The organism is Empedobacter sp. UBA7252, from assembly GCF_002472765.1.
Lineage (GTDB): Bacteria > Bacteroidota > Bacteroidia > Flavobacteriales > Weeksellaceae > Empedobacter > Empedobacter falsenii_B.
On record NZ_DKSQ01000001.1, the window covers coordinates 87,947 to 105,366 of the forward strand.

16 protein-coding genes are annotated in these 17,420 nt (G+C 34.4%); all 16 read right to left on the bottom strand.

What is annotated here, in order from left to right:
• Positions 1–331: 331 nt before the first annotated feature.
• The 16 genes from B2X73_RS00435 to mfd all read right to left on the bottom strand — a co-directional run bounded on the left by B2X73_RS00435 (position 332) and on the right by mfd (position 17,315).
• Entirely contained in the window at positions 332–541 is a 210-nt protein-coding gene (locus B2X73_RS00435) for a helix-turn-helix domain-containing protein (RefSeq protein ID WP_219034519.1), read from the bottom strand.
• A 273-nt stretch (positions 542–814) separates the two neighbouring features.
• Positions 815–2,203 carry an NADH-quinone oxidoreductase subunit N gene (locus tag B2X73_RS00440; RefSeq protein WP_286494973.1) on the bottom strand — a complete coding sequence of 463 codons (1,389 nt, stop codon included), beginning with the start codon at positions 2,201–2,203 and terminating at the stop codon, positions 815–817.
• Positions 2,204–2,223: 20 nt separating this feature from the next.
• On the bottom strand, positions 2,224–3,642 hold the full coding sequence (locus tag B2X73_RS00445; protein WP_125348902.1) for a complex I subunit 4 family protein: 1,419 nt from the start codon (positions 3,640–3,642) through the stop codon (positions 2,224–2,226).
• Positions 3,643–3,649: 7 nt separating this feature from the next.
• Positions 3,650–5,542 carry an NADH-quinone oxidoreductase subunit L gene (gene nuoL / locus B2X73_RS00450; RefSeq protein ID WP_125348901.1) on the bottom strand — a complete coding sequence of 631 codons (1,893 nt, stop codon included), beginning with the start codon at positions 5,540–5,542 and terminating at the stop codon, positions 3,650–3,652.
• Between the two features lie 2 nt (positions 5,543–5,544).
• Complete coding sequence (gene nuoK, locus B2X73_RS00455) at positions 5,545–5,871, bottom strand: NADH-quinone oxidoreductase subunit NuoK (RefSeq protein WP_125348900.1); 327 nt, start codon at positions 5,869–5,871, stop codon at positions 5,545–5,547.
• A 16-nt stretch (positions 5,872–5,887) separates the two neighbouring features.
• A complete protein-coding gene (locus B2X73_RS00460; protein WP_125348899.1) occupies positions 5,888–6,406 on the bottom strand; it encodes an NADH-quinone oxidoreductase subunit J in 519 nt (172 codons plus the stop codon).
• A complete protein-coding gene (gene nuoI, locus B2X73_RS00465) occupies positions 6,406–6,906 on the bottom strand; it encodes an NADH-quinone oxidoreductase subunit NuoI (protein ID WP_038333352.1) in 501 nt (166 codons plus the stop codon). Before nuoI ends, B2X73_RS00460 begins: the two co-directional genes overlap by 1 nt.
• Before the next feature lie 22 nt (positions 6,907–6,928).
• The gene (nuoH, locus tag B2X73_RS00470; RefSeq protein ID WP_019974862.1) at positions 6,929–7,978 is read right to left on the bottom strand and encodes an NADH-quinone oxidoreductase subunit NuoH; all 1,050 of its coding nucleotides are present in this window, start codon (positions 7,976–7,978) and stop codon (positions 6,929–6,931) included.
• 25 nt (positions 7,979–8,003) lie between these two features.
• The gene (locus tag B2X73_RS00475) at positions 8,004–9,086 is read right to left on the bottom strand and encodes a 2Fe-2S iron-sulfur cluster-binding protein (RefSeq protein WP_038333449.1); all 1,083 of its coding nucleotides are present in this window, start codon (positions 9,084–9,086) and stop codon (positions 8,004–8,006) included.
• Positions 9,087–9,093: 7 nt separating this feature from the next.
• The gene (gene nuoF / locus B2X73_RS00480) at positions 9,094–10,452 is read right to left on the bottom strand and encodes an NADH-quinone oxidoreductase subunit NuoF (protein ID WP_221854711.1); all 1,359 of its coding nucleotides are present in this window, start codon (positions 10,450–10,452) and stop codon (positions 9,094–9,096) included.
• Complete coding sequence (nuoE, locus tag B2X73_RS00485) at positions 10,452–10,943, bottom strand: complex I 24 kDa subunit family protein (protein ID WP_115002287.1); 492 nt, start codon at positions 10,941–10,943, stop codon at positions 10,452–10,454. Before nuoE ends, nuoF begins: the two co-directional genes overlap by 1 nt.
• Positions 10,944–10,958: 15 nt before the next feature.
• The gene (locus B2X73_RS00490; RefSeq protein ID WP_038333370.1) at positions 10,959–12,200 is read right to left on the bottom strand and encodes an NADH-quinone oxidoreductase subunit D; all 1,242 of its coding nucleotides are present in this window, start codon (positions 12,198–12,200) and stop codon (positions 10,959–10,961) included.
• 2 nt (positions 12,201–12,202) lie between these two features.
• Positions 12,203–12,742, bottom strand: a complete 540-nt coding sequence (locus B2X73_RS00495) for an NADH-quinone oxidoreductase subunit C (RefSeq protein ID WP_038333373.1) — start codon at positions 12,740–12,742, stop codon at positions 12,203–12,205.
• 9 nt (positions 12,743–12,751) lie between these two features.
• Positions 12,752–13,324 carry an NADH-quinone oxidoreductase subunit B gene (locus B2X73_RS00500; RefSeq protein ID WP_038333376.1) on the bottom strand — a complete coding sequence of 191 codons (573 nt, stop codon included), beginning with the start codon at positions 13,322–13,324 and terminating at the stop codon, positions 12,752–12,754.
• 29 nt (positions 13,325–13,353) lie between these two features.
• Complete coding sequence (locus B2X73_RS00505; protein ID WP_115002285.1) at positions 13,354–13,719, bottom strand: NADH-quinone oxidoreductase subunit A; 366 nt, start codon at positions 13,717–13,719, stop codon at positions 13,354–13,356.
• 227 nt (positions 13,720–13,946) lie between these two features.
• The gene (gene mfd, locus B2X73_RS00510; protein ID WP_286494974.1) at positions 13,947–17,315 is read right to left on the bottom strand and encodes a transcription-repair coupling factor; all 3,369 of its coding nucleotides are present in this window, start codon (positions 17,313–17,315) and stop codon (positions 13,947–13,949) included.
• Positions 17,316–17,420 lie beyond the last annotated feature (105 nt).

A 17,420-nucleotide genomic window follows, 5' to 3' on the forward strand; every position in this document is an offset into this window, starting at 1 on the left:
TTGCAATGCTTTGGAATGAAATGTACTTATTTGTATTCGTCTGTATATTTCTGTGGTTGTGCTGTGGTTGTTCTGTTGATAAGTACCGCAGCGCTTCGGTGTTTGTTCGGTGTTTGTGTGGTTGTAGTGGTTTTGTTTTACATTTGATTTACACTCTCCTGACCTCTTTCAAACGGGGAAGTTTTTCTTTTTGGTTAAATCTTCTGTCTCTTTTTTTGTCTAAAAAAGGATTCAAAAAAAGAATTGGTTGTTAATTGTTATCTTTAATGATGATCTTATTGAGTATTATTAAATTTATTATAAATAAAAAGAGGCTTAAAAGCCTCTTGATTTATTTGAGTAATTGATTGATTATTGCTTGGTAAACTTCGTGTCTTAAGTAGACGTTTCGACCAAAATAATTGTAGGCTTTTAAAAGGTTTTTCTTTCTGTAATTGTATAATGTACTTTTGCAAATTTTTAGGTATTGCAATACATCCTCCTCTTCCATTAGGTACAAATCTAAAGAACTAATGTTTCCTTCTGCAAATGCTTGTTGCATTTTATTGATTTCTTCTGCTAATTGTTGAAACTAATTGACTGAGTTAAACGCTTGACTTTTCATCTGAAGAATCGTAAGATTTACTCTAAAGATAAATTGATTATCGAAATGATTTTATGGGTTTTAACTTTATTTATCAATAATGTGTTGTTGATAAGTTAGGGTTTACACTCTTTGCAAAATAATCCCATATAAAAAAAAGCTCGTGTCAAGTACTTGACACGAGCTTTTAAATAATAAATAATAAAAAACTATATAATAATCATTCTCCAATTACCACATTGGCGTTTGTAAAAATGACGATAATATTCCTGGAAAAATTCCCATCACAATTAAGATTACCATTCCGATAATTAAAAGGAAATTTGTTAACCCGTCTTGTGTTTTTAATTTGTTTTTCCCTTTTTTGAAATACATGTAGTTGATGATTTTGAAGTAATAATACATACTCAAAACTGCCATAACCAATGCAATTACAATCAAAAATAGGTTTTTATCGTTTGTTCCTCCAATACTCAACGCCATAAATTTCGCAAAGAAACCTCCTGTTAATGGAATACCTGCTAATGAAATTAATGAAATTGTCATCGCTGCTGCTAAAACTGGATTTGCTTTTCCTAAACCAATGAAACTCTCAAATTTTGGATTTTTGAATTGATCAATCGCATAGAAAATAATGAAGTTCGCAACTGAATAAGCAATCGTATAGAACATCAAAGCCTCTTTAGAAGCTGAATTGATATTGAACAAAACAAATAACATGAAACCTGCTTGCGCGATTGATGAATAAGCCATCAAACGTTTGACAGATTTTTGAGAAACTGCTCCGAAGTTTCCGATAAATAACGTCAAAATGATAATTGACGCGAATAATAAACGGTAATATTCGGCATATTCTACATTTGTTGGGAATGATTTTAGGACTAAAATAAATCCTAAAAATGATCCTCCTTTGATGATTGTCGACATAAACGATGTAAACACAGTTGGTGTTCCGTCGTAAACGTCTGGTGTCCATGCGTGGAACGGTGCTGCAGAAACTTTGAAACAAAATGCGAAGATGATTAAACACCATCCTGCGTAATAAATTGTTTCGAAATCTTTGTTATAGTTTACCAATTGATCAACCATAAAAGTTCCTGTTGCGCCGTACAAAAATGTTACACCTAACATCAAAATTCCTGTTGAGAAAGCTCCCATCAAGAAATATTTTACAGAAGCTTCTGTACTTCTAAGACTTTCTTTGTTTGTTCCTGCAATAATGTACATTGGAATTGACATTAATTCGATTCCTAAGAACATAATTACTAAGTTGTGGAATTGTGCTAAAACTGCGATTCCTGTAAAAGAGAAGAAAATTAAGGCATAATATTCTGCCACGTGTTTTCCTACTTTTCCAAACAAATCTTTGTTCAACAATAAGTAAAAAATTGCCAATCCTGCCAATGCGATAAAGAACGAAACGCCGTAAAGCGATTGTCCAATCATATTATCGAATTTTCCTGCGAACATTGAGCAACCTTTCAATTCGAAAATTCCTCCTACAATCATTCCGAAAAACAGAACAACAGAAAGTATATTTAAGGCACGATTATTTTTGATGTAGAATCCACTAAACATCAAAATAATACCTGAAAGTGCTGATAAAATAATCGTATTCATATCTATTTATTCAAAAATGATTAATGTGCTAATAAATTAAAAATTGGTGTTGGATAAACTCCTAAAATAATCACGATGATTGCGATTACAGAAATAACTGCAATTGGTCCAAAACCTCCTTTTTGAGCATCTTTTTGTTTGATGTTTTTCACTTCTCCAAACAATAATGCGCTTGATAATCTCAACGTATAAACGGCAGATAAAATAACACCTAAACAAGCTACTACACATAAAACTGGATTGTGTGTAAATAATGCAGAAAGCATCATAAACTCTCCGATGAATGAGCTTGTCAATGGTAATGCTACGTTTGCTAAACCGAATATCATGAATAAGATAGATAATGTTGGATCAACTTTTGCTAAACCACCAATCGATTTGATGTCTGTCAAATCATATTTTCTTTCCATAATATCTACACATAACCATAATCCTAAAACAACTAAACCATGTGAAAACATTTGGAAATAAGCTCCTGCTACACCATTTGCTAATTCAGAAAATAATGACACAAAAATTAAAGCTAAGTGAGCAATCGAGCTATATGCAATAATTTTCTTCACATTTTTTGCACTCAAAGCTATTAACGAGGCATAAACTAATCCGAAAATTGCTAAATAAGTAATGTATTTGAACAATTCTGAAATCGTTGGAAACATTCCCAAATACCAAGTAACCACTGCAAATAATCCCATTTTCGCCATCAAAGCTGAAAGTACAACTGTTAATGGAGTTGGTGATGTTTTATAGATTGTTGGTTGCCATGTATGAAATGGAAAGATTGGAATTTTAATCACAAAAGCGATTAAGAATAACAATGCCAACGCTGTGTTTGTTGAATAATGCGGTCCTGTAACTTGTACAACATCTGTTAATAAAAATGATGCTGGTTGTAAGAAAAATCCGATGTAAATAATTCCTCCTAACATAAACATCGATCCTAAAATCGTGTATAAGAAGAATGTCATATTTGCGCGAATTTTGTCTTTTCCAATTCCAAATAATCCGATTAAGAAATAAACCGGAATTAAGACAACTTCCCAGAAGAAATAGAATAAAATTAAATCTTCTGCTAAGAAAACTCCGTTTAATCCTGCTAAAGTGATTAACAATAATCCATAGAATGTATTGCTATATTTTTGTTTTGTTGTTGATAAATAAACAAAAAGAGCTAAGTAAGTAAGGTTAGTTAATAGAATCATTAATCCTCCCAAACCTTGAGCATTTAACGCGAAATAAGTTTTAACGCTGTTGAAATTGAACCATTGTGTTTGAAACGTTAACTCGTTGTTTCCACCTTTGCAAGTGATAAACAAGTACAACGCCAACAACGCTCCACCAACGAATGCTCCTAACCATCTTTGTGGTTTTTGACCTTGCATTAATAGCATAAAAACTCCTACTATTAATGGTAAAATGATAAATAAAGATAAAAGCATTACTAACCTATTTTGAAATTAAATACCCCATAAAAAAGATTGCGATACCTGCCACGATTCCTACAACCATTAGCATAATATAGAATCCTACATTTCCGTTTTGTAGCTGACGTACATTTTTTGATGCGCGACCAGAAACAGTTCCAACTCCTAAAACAAAAGCTGCAATTCCTGCTTTTTCTACATATTTTTTCAAGACATCACCCAACTCGAACAATGGTTTTACAATTGCATTGTCATATAACTCGTCGATGTACCATTTGTCTTCAAAGAATTTTGCAATTCCTGTTGCTTCACCATCTACATGGTTTGTGTATTTCTTGATTGCATAATAAATTGCACCAAGTACACAAAGTAATAAAGCTCCCATCATCATCCATTCTGTTGCATGAGAAACATGATGAGCTTCTCCGATTGATACAACTCCACTTAAGAAAGTTTGAAGTTTATGTCCGTCTTGCATAAACAACGCTGGAATTCCGATATAACCTGCAAAAACAGAAAGAACTGCTAAGATGATTAATGGAATTGTCATTGCAGCTGGACTTTCATGCGGATGAGCTTCTTTATCTCTTAAATCTCCTAAGAAAGTCATTGCATATAAACGGAACATATAGAATGCTGTCATCACAGAAACGATAAATCCGATTCCGTAAACAACTGGATTAGAAACAAACATTCCTAATAACATTTCGTCTTTCGAGAAGAAACCTGATAAACCTGGAATACCAGCTATTGCCAAACATCCAATCAAGAAAGTGATATGTGTAATTTTCATGTATTTGCTCAAACCTCCCATTTTGCGCATATCTTGCTCGTGGTGCATTCCGTGAATTACAGAACCTGCCCCTAAGAATAATAATGCTTTGAAAAATGCATGCGTCATTACGTGGAAAACTGCTGCGATATACGCTCCAGATCCAATTGCTGCGAACATTAATCCTAATTGAGAAACTGTAGAATAAGCCAATACTTTTTTGATATCGTTTTGACGCATTGCAATCGTTGCAGTAACAAAAGCTGTTGCAATTCCTACGTACTGAATAACTTGTAATGTGATTGGTGCTGCCGAAAATAATTCGTTACAACGTGTAATCATAAAGATACCTGCTGTTACCATTGTTGCAGCGTGAATAAGTGCTGAAACTGGCGTTGGTCCTGCCATCGCGTCTGGTAACCATGTGAATAATGGTAATTGAGCCGATTTACCTGTTGCTGCTAAAAATAACAATAATGTAATTCCTGTCAATACAAAACCTGTAAATGCAGATGGATCAATTGCTAATTGGCTGAATACTTTTACATATTCTAACGTTCCAAATTCTTTGAAAATCCAAAACATCGCCAATAAGAATCCAACATCTCCGATACGGTTCATGATGAAAGCTTTCTTTGCTGCTTTGATATATTCTGGATTTGTAAACCAAAAACCAATTAATAAGAATGAACAAAGTCCAACCCCTTCCCATCCAATAAACATCATCACAAAGTTGTTTCCCATTACAAGAATCAACATGAAGAAGATGAATAAATTTAGGTAAGAAAAGAATTTTGCAAATCCTTTGTCTTCGCTCATGTAAGCCGAGCTGTACACGTGAATTAAAAATCCAACTCCTGTAATAATTAACAAAAACAAACTCGTTAATGCATCAATTTGAAATGCAAACGGAACTTGTAAAGTTGGAATATTGATAATATCAAATGCCTTAAAAATTAATGGTTGTGCATCTGCTCCTGATGGAACTGACATAAAAACCATGATTGATAAAATGAAACTTGCCAAAACTGCTCCACTTCCGATGAAAGTAACTAAGCTTTTTGAAAGTACATTTCGTCCTAAACCGTTAATCAAAAATCCTATGAATGGAATCAAAGGAATTAACCATATATACTGCTCCATTCTTAACCTTTTAAACGATTTAACACATTAATATCTACCGAGTATACTTTTCGGAACAATAAAATTATTACTGATAATCCTACAGCAACCTCAGCTGCGGCTACAACCATAATAAAGAATACTAAAAGTTGTGCATCTGTTCCTTTTTCTAATACTGAATTTGCGTGATAGTGCATTTTTGAGAACGCTACTAACAACAAATTCACAGAATTTAACATCAATTCTATACACATAAAAATGACAATTGCGTTACGACGTAGCATAACACCTGCCATTCCTATTCCGAATAGGATTAATGATAAAGTAATATAATAACTGATTGGTAACATCTTTTACTTTTTATATTTAATCCAATAATTCTTCGTCCTTTTTCGATAACATCACCGCTCCAATCATTGCAGAAATAAACAAAATACTGCTCAACTCGAATGGTAAAACATATTCTGAATATAACAATGATCCTAAGTTGTGAATCAATCCTAAATCACCTGTTCCCATTTCTACAGCTGTGTTTGCAGAAGCTTGATTTTGTGAGAAAATACCAATTGTCAAGGCAACAAATAACAAAGAGATTAAACTCGCTGCTACTATTTTTGCTGGTCGACCAAATGATTTCTTTTCACTATTCAAGTTCATCAACATCACCACGAATAAGAACAATACCATAATTGCTCCGGCATAGACAATGACATTTACAATTGCCAAAAACTGTGCGTTTAGCAATACATAATGTCCGCTGATGCAGAAGAATGTTACGATTAAATATAAAATGGAATGTACAGGATTTTTACTGAACACCATTAGTAGCGCACTTAACACCGTTAAGCTCGACAAAACATAGAATAAAATGATAGGTAATTCCATTAATTTGTAGCTTTTTTCGGGATTAATAAATCTTCTTTCGAATAGATAAAGTTTTGACGTTTGAAACTTGCTGGTGGAACTGTTTGCGATAAATAAACAGCATCTTTTGGACAAGCTTCTTCACAGAATCCACAGAAAATACAACGTAACATGTTAATTTCATATTTCGCTGCATACTTTTCTTCACGGTAAAGGTTTTCTTCACCAGGAAGTCTTTCTGCCGCTTCCATTGTAATCGCTTCTGCTGGACAAGCCAAAGCACAAAGTCCACAAGCCGTACAATTTTCGCGATCTTCTTCGTCTCTATTCAAAACGTGTAATCCTCTAAATACAGGACTAAACGGTCTTTGTTTTTCTGGATAACTAATTGTTGCTTTCTTCGAAAAGAAGTGCTTCAATGTAATCATCAACCCTTTTGCGATAGAAATCAAATAGATACTTTCCCAAAAAGTAAGGGGTTTACGTTCTACTTGTTTTACTCTATTTGTAATTGGTTTCATACTTTTAATGATTTTGATGATTCTACTTGTTTAATAATAAAATCACTAAGCCTGTAATTAACATATTGATTAATGCTAAAGGCAATAATTTTTTCCAACCTAAATCCATTAATTGGTCATATCTGAAACGAGGAATTGTCCAACGCACCCACATATAGAAGAAGATGAAGAAACAAGCTTTACCGAATAATGAAAGGAAATTAAGAATTGCCGTTCCATTCACTCCGATAGAGTTTACTAATGTTGCATCGTCTACAAATGGGATATCGTATCCACCAAAATAGATGGTAGAAATTACCACAGAACTGATAAACATGTTGATGTATTCTGCAAATAAGAAGAATCCCATCTTCATCGAAGAATATTCTGAGTGATAACCTCCAATTAATTCATTTTCTGCTTCTGGTAAATCGAACGGAGTACGGTTAGTTTCTGCAAACGAACACACCAAGAAAATGATAAATCCTAATGGTTGTAATAAGATAAACCATGCATGTTCTTGTTGATAATGTACAATATCACTCAATTTTAGAGAACCTGTCATCATCAAAATTGTGATTAACACAATTCCCATTGGTAATTCGTACGAAATAATCTGCGAAGCTGCACGCAAACCTCCCATTAAAGAGTATTTGTTGTTCGATGCCCAAGCACCAATCATAATTCCATAAACACCTAAACTTAACACACCTAAAATGTATAAAAACCCGATGTTAACATCTGCAATTTGAGGAACAACTACACGATCTCCAATCTCGAAAGCTGTCGACCATGGAATAACTGCACCTGTCATACAAGCTACAATCATTGCCAAAGATGGACCTAAGATGAATAAAAATTTATTCGAATCTTTTGGTGTAATTTCCTCTTTTGAGAATAATTTTAAACCATCGGCAAGTGGTTGTAATAAACCAAAAATACCTGCACGGTTTGGTCCGATACGATCTTGTAAGAATGCTGCAACTTTACGCTCAGCCCAAGTAGAGTACATGGCAACAACTAATGCAAAACCAATCATTACGCCTACTAAAGCTAACTTTTCTAATGCATCAGCAATAAATTCTTCTGTCATTTTTGTTAATTTTATTTACGAATGATTAATCTTTAAAATCTTTACTTGTTGCTGGTCCATCAATTTTAGATAAATCACGATTTGGTTCATTTACTTCTGAAACCGAGTGAATATCTAATAAAATCTTTGGATCGCGTTTGATTACTTTCGGAAGTGTTTCTTTTGGCTCCACTTTATTCTCAAAGTAATGACCTTGACGAACAACAGAATCTTTAGAAATTTCTGATGGTTTTTCTAACGTCCAATCGTTGATATCTTTTTTATCGAAACGACATGTGTTACAAATCCAATCTTTTACTTCGTTAAATTCATCTTTGCGAGCTGTTACACGGAAAACTTCATTCCCACGGAACCACACTTGTGCTTTACCAGAACAAGTCGGACAATCGCGATGCGCATCAACTGGTTTCAAGAACCAAACACGATTTTTGAAGCGGAACGTTTTATCTGTTAATGCTCCTACTGGACAAACATCAATAATATTTCCGATGAATTCGTTATCTAAACTTTTGTTGATATGCGTTGAAATTTCAGCGTGATCTCCACGATTCATTACGCCATGCTCACGACAACCTGTGATTTGATCCGCAGTTTTTACACAACGATAACACAAAATGCATCGGTTCATGTTCAACTGAATATTTGGACCTAAATCTTCTTTAGGGAATGTACGACGATCAAATTCGTAACGCGTCGCTTCTGCTCCGTGTTCGTAACTTAAATCTTGTAATTTACATTCTCCTGCCTGATCACATACTGGACAATCTAAAGGATGGTTGATTAATAATAATTCAACAATACCTTTACGTGCCTCAACTGTACGCTCAGACGTTTTATTGCCTACAACCATTCCATCCATAACTGTTGTACGACAAGACGGAACCAATTTTGGCATTGGGCGAGGATCTGCTTCACTACCTTTTGATACTTCTACCAAACATGTTCTACAGTTTCCTCCTGTATTTTCTAATTTACCGTAGTAACACATCGCTGGAGGTGCTACTTCTTTACCAATCATACGAGCGGCTTGAAGGATCGTTGTTCCCGCAGGTACTTCAATCGTTTCGTTATCGATAGTAACTTTAAATAATGGTGTTTCTTCTGCCATCTTCGTATTAATTTGCGGTTTCTTTAATTTCGATTGGATCAGCATAATGTGCTAAACCAAAATTACGCGTCAAACATTCTTCCGGATTATTAATATGCCATTCAAACTCATCACGGAAGTGACGAATTGCCGCTGCTACTGGCCAAGCCGCTGCATCTCCTAATGGACAAATTGTATTTCCTTCGATTTTACGTTGAACATCCCATAACAATTCGATGTCAGACATTTTTCCTTTTCCTTCATCGATTCGTTTCAAGATTTTTTCCATCCAACCTGTTCCTTCGCGACAAGGTGAACATTGTCCACATGATTCGTGACGATAAAAACGAGCTAATGTATACGTATGGTAAACAACATCTTGATCTTCATCTAAAACAATAAATCCTCCAGAACCCATCATTGTTCCTGTTTGGAAACCTCCTTCTGATAAACTTTCGTAATTCATGTAACGAGGTTTACCTTCGGCAGTTTTTAACAATAAGTTTGCTGGAACAATTGGCACAGAACTTCCTCCAGGAATACATGCTTTAAGACGTTTTCCGTTTGGAATACCTCCACAATATTCGTCTGAATAAATAAATTCTTCAACCGTAATTGTCATATCAATTTCATAAACGCCTGGTTTATTAATATTACCACAAGCTGAAATTAATTTTGTTCCTGTAGAACGTCCAACTCCAATTTTAGAATACGCTTCTCCTCCAATTTCAATAATTGGAACAATTGCAGCAATTGTTTCTACATTATTTACAACCGTTGGTCTTCCCCATAAACCTTTAACAGCTGGGAAAGGTGGTTTAAGACGTGGATTTCCACGTTTACCCTCTAACGATTCTAACAATGCCGTTTCCTCACCACAGATATAAGCTCCACCTCCACGTTGAACATAAATTTCGCAATCGAAACCTGTTCCTTGAATGTTTTTACCTAACCAACCAGCAGCTTTTGCTTCGTCGATTGCTTCTTCTAAAATTTCTGCAACCCACGCATATTCTCCACGGATATAAATAAATGATGTATTAGAACCTAAACAGAATGATGAAATCAGAACTCCTTCAATTAATAAATGAGGAATATATTCCATCAAGAAACGGTCTTTGAACGTTCCTGGTTCAGATTCGTCTGCATTTACCACTAAGTGTCTTGGAACACCTTCTGGCTTTGCCAAAAAGCTCCATTTCATTCCAGTTGGGAAACCTGCACCACCACGACCTCTTAAACCAGAAGTTTTTACTTCTTCTAAGATTTCATCAGTTGTCATTTTAAATGCTTTTTCAGCATTTGCATAACCACCGTTTTCGCGGTAAGCTTGATACTGACGAATTCCTGGAACATCAATATTTTTTAACAGTAATTTTTGTCCCATTATGCTAATTTTTTCAATTCCTCGATTAATTCGTCTACTTTCTCGATCGTTAAATTCTCACGATACGTTTTTCCTAACTGTAGCATTGGCGCGTAACCACATGCTCCTAAACATTCGGCTGGTTTTAATGTAAATAAACCATCTGCCGAAGTTCCACCAGCTTCAATATTTAATTTTGTTTTGATGTGTTCAATAATTTTGTCTGAACCTCTTAACATACAAGGTCCTGTTTGACAAACTTCTAACACAAATTTCCCTACAGGATTTAAGTTAAACATCGAATAAAATGAAGCTACTTCGTAAACTTCTACTGGTAAAATTTCTAATACTTCTGCAACATAATCTAAATGAGGAGTGTCTAACCAACCACCAAACTCAGCTTGTGCGACATGAAGTAAAGGAATCAATGCACTTTGTTTTTTATCCGATGGATAACGTGCAATGATTTTATCTACTTTTTGTTGTGTTTCTTCTGAAAATTGAATTGCCATTTTTAATAATTTTTATTAAGCATCTAATTCTCCAGCAATCAAATTCAAACTACTCATTGTGATAATGGCATCTGAAATCATTGATCCTTCAATCAATTCTGGATAAGCTTGATAATAAATGAAACAAGGTCTACGGAAATGTAAACGGTATGGCGAACGTCCACCATCAGAAACGAAATAATAACCCAACTCACCATTTGCAGCTTCGATTGAATTATAAATTTCTCCTTTTGGCATATCTACCTCTCCCATAATAATTTTGAAGTGATAGATTAACGCTTCCATTTTTGTGTAAACATCTTTCTTTAGTGGTAAATAAAAGTCTGGAGCATCAGCATGATATTGCGTTGCTTCTTCTCCTTCTAATGCATCAATTTTTGCAATTGCTTGTTTAATGATACTTAAACTTTGCCACATTTCTTGACCACGAACTAAGAATCTATCGTAACAATCTCCCGTTGTACCAACTGGAATATCGAATTCGAATTCTTCGTAACGAGAATATGGTTTCGCTACACGAACATCATAATCTACACCAGCCGCACGTAAATTTGGTCCTGTGAAACCATAATTTAATGCACGTTCAGCCGAAATTCCTCCTACTCCTTGCGTACGATCCATAAAAATACGGTTACGTAAAAATAAGTTTTCAAACTCTGTTAAGACATCTGGAAACTCTCTCACGAAACGATGGATTTTTGTCCAAGCAACTTCAGAAAAATCACGTTCGAAACCACCGATACGACCAATATTTGTTGTTAAACGAGAACCACAAATTTCTTCGTAAATCTCATAAATCAACTCGCGGTATTTCATCATATAAAGGAATCCTGTAAATGCTCCTGTATCAACACCCATAATCGAGTTACATACAATATGATCTGCCATACGAGCCAATTCCATAATGATAACACGCAAATAAGAAACACGTTTTGGAACTTCAATTCCAACGAATTTCTCAACTGTCATGTGCCAACCTAAGTTATTTAACGGCGCCGAACAATAGTTCAATCGGTCTGTTAAAGGTGTAATTTGGTACAAAGGTTTGCGTTCAGCAATTTTCTCAAAAGCACGGTGAATATACCCAACTGTAGGAACCGCAGATTTGATGATTTCACCATCAATCTCTAAAATATTTTGAAATACCCCATGTGTTGCAGGATGCGTAGGTCCTAAGTTTAAGGTAATTGTGCTTTTTTCTAACGAACCATCTGGAAGATCAAGATGCTTTAATTTTTTAGTTTTCTCTTTTCCCATGGTTAATTTGCTTTTACATTAAAACCTCCGTAATTAAAATCTCCACCACGACCAAACATATCGTCGTCTTTGTCTTTACGTGTTTGATCCTCTAATGGGAACTCTTTGCGTAACGGATGATAATCCATTTCTGGAACATTCATGACACGAATTAAATTTGGATGTCCTACAAAATCAACTCCATAGAAATCATACGCCTCGCGCTCTAACCAGTTAGCTGTTTCGAATAATTTAGTTGCGGTAAAAATCGAAGGTTTTTCGATTGGTAAAGCAAATTTTAATCGAACCTCAACTCCTTCATATAGATTATAAACTAAATAGGTTACAACCAATTCTTCTCCAACATTATTAGGATAATGAATAGCAGTTAAATCCTTCAAAAATTTGAAAGATAATTGCTCATCATCATATAAATATTGTAAAATCTTTAGATTGAAATCTTTGTTAGCGTATAAAGTCAATACACCGAAATGCTCTTCGTATCCGTATATATTTTCTTGAAACTTCTGAACCAAACGGTCTTTTATAAATGAATTGTCCATTATTTCAACTTATTTAATTCCATAACTTGCTAAAAGTTGTTGATATTCTTCGCTACTTCTGCGACGAACACTTTCGCTCTCTACCAACTCCTGAATACGCATTACACCATCGATAATTGCTTCTGGACGAGGCGGACAACCTGGCACATATACGTCTACTGGAATTACTTCATCAATTCCTTGTAAGACCGAATATGTATCAAAAATTCCTCCCGAACTTGCACAAGCGCCAACAGCAATCACCCAACGAGGTTCTGCCATTTGGATGTAAACTTGCTTCAGAACTGGTGCCATTTTTTTAGAAATTGTACCCATTACCATCAACAAATCGCACTGACGAGGCGTAAAAGCCAAACGCTCAGATCCAAAACGTGCCAAATCGTATGTCGAACCCATAGTCGCCATAAACTCGATTCCGCAACAACTTGTCGCAAATGGTAAAGGCCAAATAGAGTTTTTACGCGCTAATCCAACTACTTTTGATAGTTGCATCGCCATAAAACCTTCACCTTCAAAACCTCCTGGAGACTCTACAATCTTCACATTGGTATTGTGTGTTACTGGTCTTTTATTATGAATCATTATACTATTATTTTAGAATTTTAATCGCTCTATTTTTCCCAATTAAGAGCTCCTTTTTTGCGTACATACAAGTACATCACAAAGAATAATCCAACGAATGTTACAACTGCTGCAAAACCTTCCCAACCTAACTCTTTAAAATTCGCTGCATATGGGTAAAAGAAGATTACCTCTACGTCGAATAACACGAATAAAATGGCTACTAAGAAGTATTTAATTGCAAATGGCTGTCTTGCATTTCCAACTTTCTCAATCCCAGACTCGAAATTCTCTAATTTTTCGTCTGTCTTTCTCGATGGCCCAAGAAAATGCGTCGCAACGATAGTACCCGCTACAAACGCAAAAGCAATCACAAAAAGAATGAGAATAGGAATATAACTTGATGCTGTTTCCATAACTACTTTACTATTTTTCCAACTAATATTTTATCGATAAAAATAATAATAAAATATCATATTATTTATGTGAATTAGTTTTCAGTAAGTTGTAGTTCTTTATATGATAAATTATATATTATTTATTTATATCGGAAGTTTGATAATTGAATAAAAAAAGGAGAACTAACAACTTGGTCAATTCTCCCTATGTATTTTATTAGATTACTAATTAAAACTTAAAAAAGTTAATGAATTAATAAATTTTGTAGACCTTGTAGTGCTTCATTCACAGTTTTAATATGTTCAAATCGTACTAACAATGTTGGGTACTCTTCTCCTTTTTTGGGTGATTTTTCCTTAAAACTGATGTTTTTAGGGTTATTTTGAACGTAATTTAAAATTAATCTAAATTCATCTGACTGATAAAATTCGCTTTGTGGTTTATTAATAAAATAAGCCAATAAAACACCATTTTTCATCACCAAACGTTCGAAACCTAATTTTTTACTGATCCATTTCAGTTGAATTGATTCCAATAAATTTTCGGCTTCAATTGGTAATTTTCCAAAGCGGTCAATCAAATTATTTTTAAACGTTTGTAAATATGTTTCAGTTTCGACATCAGCTAATTCTTTGTACAGCAATAAACGCTCTTCCGAACTTTCAATGTATTCGTCTGGGAACATAATTTGTAAATCCGAATCAATTTGCACATCCGACACATACGATTTTACTTCTTCCGATTTTTGATCTTCGAACAAATCTTTGAAATCCGTTTCTTTCAATTCTTCTATCGCTTCATTCAAGATTTTTTGATACGTTTCGAATCCAATATCCATCATAAATCCTGTTTGTTCAGCACCTAAAAGATTTCCAGCTCCACGAATTTCTAAATCTTTCATCGCAATATTGAATCCTGATCCTAAATCAGAAAACTGCTCAATTGCTTGCAAACGTTTACGCGCTTCGTCCGTTAAAACCGAAAGTGGTGGCGCAACCAAATAACAAAACGCTTTGCGGTTACTACGACCAACACGTCCACGCATTTGATGCAAATCTGCCAAACCGAAATTCTGCGCATCATTAATTAAAATCGTATTCGCATTCGGAACATCTAAACCAGATTCGATAATAGTTGTTGACACAAAAACATCATATCGACCATCAATAAAATCGAGTAAAACGGCTTCTAATTCTTTCCCATCCATTTGTCCATGACCAATCGCCACACTCGCATCAGGAACTAATCGTTGTACCATTCCAGCAATATCTTTTAACGATTGCACACGATTGTGAATGATATAAACTTGTCCACCACGTTGCATTTCATACATAATCGCATCACGGAAAATCTCTTCATTAAAACCAACCAATTGCGTATCGACAGGTTGTCTATTTGGTGGAGGAGTTTTGATAACCGATAAATCACGCGCAGCCATCAACGAGAATTGAAGTGTACGCGGAATTGGCGTCGCAGTCAAGGTTAATGTATCAATATTTTCGCGAAGTGTTTTCAATTTATCTTTTACACCAACACCAAATTTGTGTTCCTCATCCACAATTAATAATCCCAAATCTTTGTATTCAATTTTTGGATTAACCAATTGATGCGTTCCTATCACAATATCAACTTGACCAGATTTTAAACCATCTAAAACAGCTTTTTTCTTTGCTCCTGTTACAAATCGATTGAGATAAGCAACTTTCACAGGCAAATCTCGTAAACGCTCTGAAAATGTCTTGAAATGTTGAAAAGCTAAAATCGTTGTTGGCACTAAAACAGCAACTTGTTTTCCATCAACAGCTGCTTTCATCGCCGCACGAATCGCAACCTCTGTTTTCCCGAAACCAACATCTCCACAAACCAAACGATCCATTGGGCGTTCAGATTCCATATCCGTTTTTACATCTTGCGTCGCTTTGTACTGATCGGGCGTATCTTCATAAATAAAAGATGCTTCCAACTCATTTTGCAAATACGTATCAGGCGAATACGCAAAACCTTTTCTGGCACGGCGTTTCGCATATAATTTAATCAAATCGAAAGCAATTTCTTTTACTTTAGCTTTGGTTTTATTCTTTAAATTTTTCCAAGCTGGAGATCCAAGTTTTGAAATTTTTGGCTCAGCGCCATCTTTTCCTCTAAACTTTGCAATTTTATGCAACGAATGAATATTAACATACAGAATATCATTATTTTGATAAATCAATTTGATTGATTCTTGCGTTACGCCATTATTATTCAATCGTACCAAACCTGCAAATTTTCCGATCCCATAATCTATATGCGTCACAAAATCTCCAACTTGCAACGAATTGATTTCCTTTAGCGTAATCGCTTCTTTTTTGGAAAATGAATTTCGAAGATTGAATTTATGATATCGACCAAAAATCTGGTGATCTGTATAACACGTTAATTTGATTTCTTCGTCAATAAAACCTTGATAAATAGATCCCAAAACGGGAATATATGAAACTTCTTTTCCGATATCATCAAAAATTTCTTCGAAACGTTTGATTTGATTTTCATTGGAACAAATCAGTGCATTTTTGAAACCTTCGGCTTTATGCTCATTCAAATCATCAATTAATAACTCGAATTGCTTATTAAAACTTGGTTGAGGTTTGAATGGTGATTCTATTTCTTCAACTGTTTCAAAATAAGATTTCATGGAACATTCAATAACTCCATAAGATGAAATTTGTTGAAGAAATGCATTCTCATTCAAAAATAAATGATTCGGTTCTGCTTGTTTAATTTCTCCTTTCAATTCTGAAAAAGCAACTTCCGCTTGTTCAAAATTCTTGGTGATTTGTTTCGCTAAAACAGAAATATTTTTCGCGATAACTAAACTATCTTTCGAAATATATTCTAAGAAACTTTCTCGTTTTTCGTTAATCGATTTACTCTCAAGATTTGGAATAATCGTAATTTCTTTTGTCGTTGCAATGGACAATTGATTCTCGATATCAAACGTTCTGATGGTTTCCACCTCATCACCAAACAACGAAATTCGATAAGGATGCTCATTCGAAAACGAAAAAACATCTATAATTCCACCACGAATCGAGAATTCTCCCGGTTCAGAAACAAAATCAACACGATGAAAATTATAAGAAGATAAAACCTCCGTTAAGAAATCAATTCCTAAATCATTTCCAACCTTCACTTTAAGTGTATTCGTAGAAAGCGCTTTTTTTGTCACTACTTTTTCAGACAAGGCTTCCGCATATGTCACCACAATTTTTGGGCGTTTCGAATGCGATAATACATTTAAAACCTCTGTTCTAATAACAACATTTGCATTATTTACTTCCTCAATTTCGTAAGGACGCTTATAAGAAGACGGAAAAAATAGAATTTGTTCTTTATCAAACAAAGTTTCCAAATCATTTAACACATAAGCCGCTTCTTCTTTATCATCAAAAATTAGAATCGTAGGACGCGCAACACGATCATATAAATGACCAGTTATAATGCTCAATCCTGAACCTAAAAAACCTTTGATATTGACTTTATGCTGTGGATTATTTTTAAAATTGACAATAAGCTTCTGTACGAAATCTGAAGAATCGTATAAGCTAAAAACGTTGTGAATAGTTTTCTGTTCCAAAGTTTTGCAAATATAAAATTTTATAAACTTATTTTTAAACAATCTTTAAAAAAAGCAATGTTAAAATGCGAATTTTCAATTAATGAAAATTTTTCGGAAAATTTA

Excerpts from the sequence above, each read along its gene's own strand:
- B2X73_RS00435 (WP_219034519.1), bottom strand. The coding sequence starts at position 541 with ATGCAACAAGCATTTGCAGAAGGAAACATTAGTTCTTTAGATTTGTAC.
- B2X73_RS00440 (WP_286494973.1), bottom strand. The coding sequence starts at position 2,203 with ATGAATACGATTATTTTATCAGCACTTTCAGGTATTATTTTGATGTTT.
- B2X73_RS00445 (WP_125348902.1), bottom strand. The coding sequence starts at position 3,642 with ATGCTTTTATCTTTATTTATCATTTTACCATTAATAGTAGGAGTTTTT.
- nuoL (WP_125348901.1), bottom strand. The coding sequence starts at position 5,542 with ATGGAGCAGTATATATGGTTAATTCCTTTGATTCCATTCATAGGATTT.
- nuoK (WP_125348900.1), bottom strand. The coding sequence starts at position 5,871 with ATGTTACCAATCAGTTATTATATTACTTTATCATTAATCCTATTCGGA.
- B2X73_RS00460 (WP_125348899.1), bottom strand. The coding sequence starts at position 6,406 with ATGGAATTACCTATCATTTTATTCTATGTTTTGTCGAGCTTAACGGTG.
- nuoI (WP_038333352.1), bottom strand. The coding sequence starts at position 6,906 with ATGAAACCAATTACAAATAGAGTAAAACAAGTAGAACGTAAACCCCTT.
- nuoH (WP_019974862.1), bottom strand. The coding sequence starts at position 7,978 with ATGACAGAAGAATTTATTGCTGATGCATTAGAAAAGTTAGCTTTAGTA.
- B2X73_RS00475 (WP_038333449.1), bottom strand. The coding sequence starts at position 9,086 with ATGGCAGAAGAAACACCATTATTTAAAGTTACTATCGATAACGAAACG.
- nuoF (WP_221854711.1), bottom strand. The coding sequence starts at position 10,452 with ATGGGACAAAAATTACTGTTAAAAAATATTGATGTTCCAGGAATTCGT.
- nuoE (WP_115002287.1), bottom strand. The coding sequence starts at position 10,943 with ATGGCAATTCAATTTTCAGAAGAAACACAACAAAAAGTAGATAAAATC.
- B2X73_RS00490 (WP_038333370.1), bottom strand. The coding sequence starts at position 12,200 with ATGGGAAAAGAGAAAACTAAAAAATTAAAGCATCTTGATCTTCCAGAT.
- B2X73_RS00495 (WP_038333373.1), bottom strand. The coding sequence starts at position 12,742 with ATGGACAATTCATTTATAAAAGACCGTTTGGTTCAGAAGTTTCAAGAA.
- B2X73_RS00500 (WP_038333376.1), bottom strand. The coding sequence starts at position 13,324 with ATGATTCATAATAAAAGACCAGTAACACACAATACCAATGTGAAGATT.
- B2X73_RS00505 (WP_115002285.1), bottom strand. The coding sequence starts at position 13,719 with ATGGAAACAGCATCAAGTTATATTCCTATTCTCATTCTTTTTGTGATT.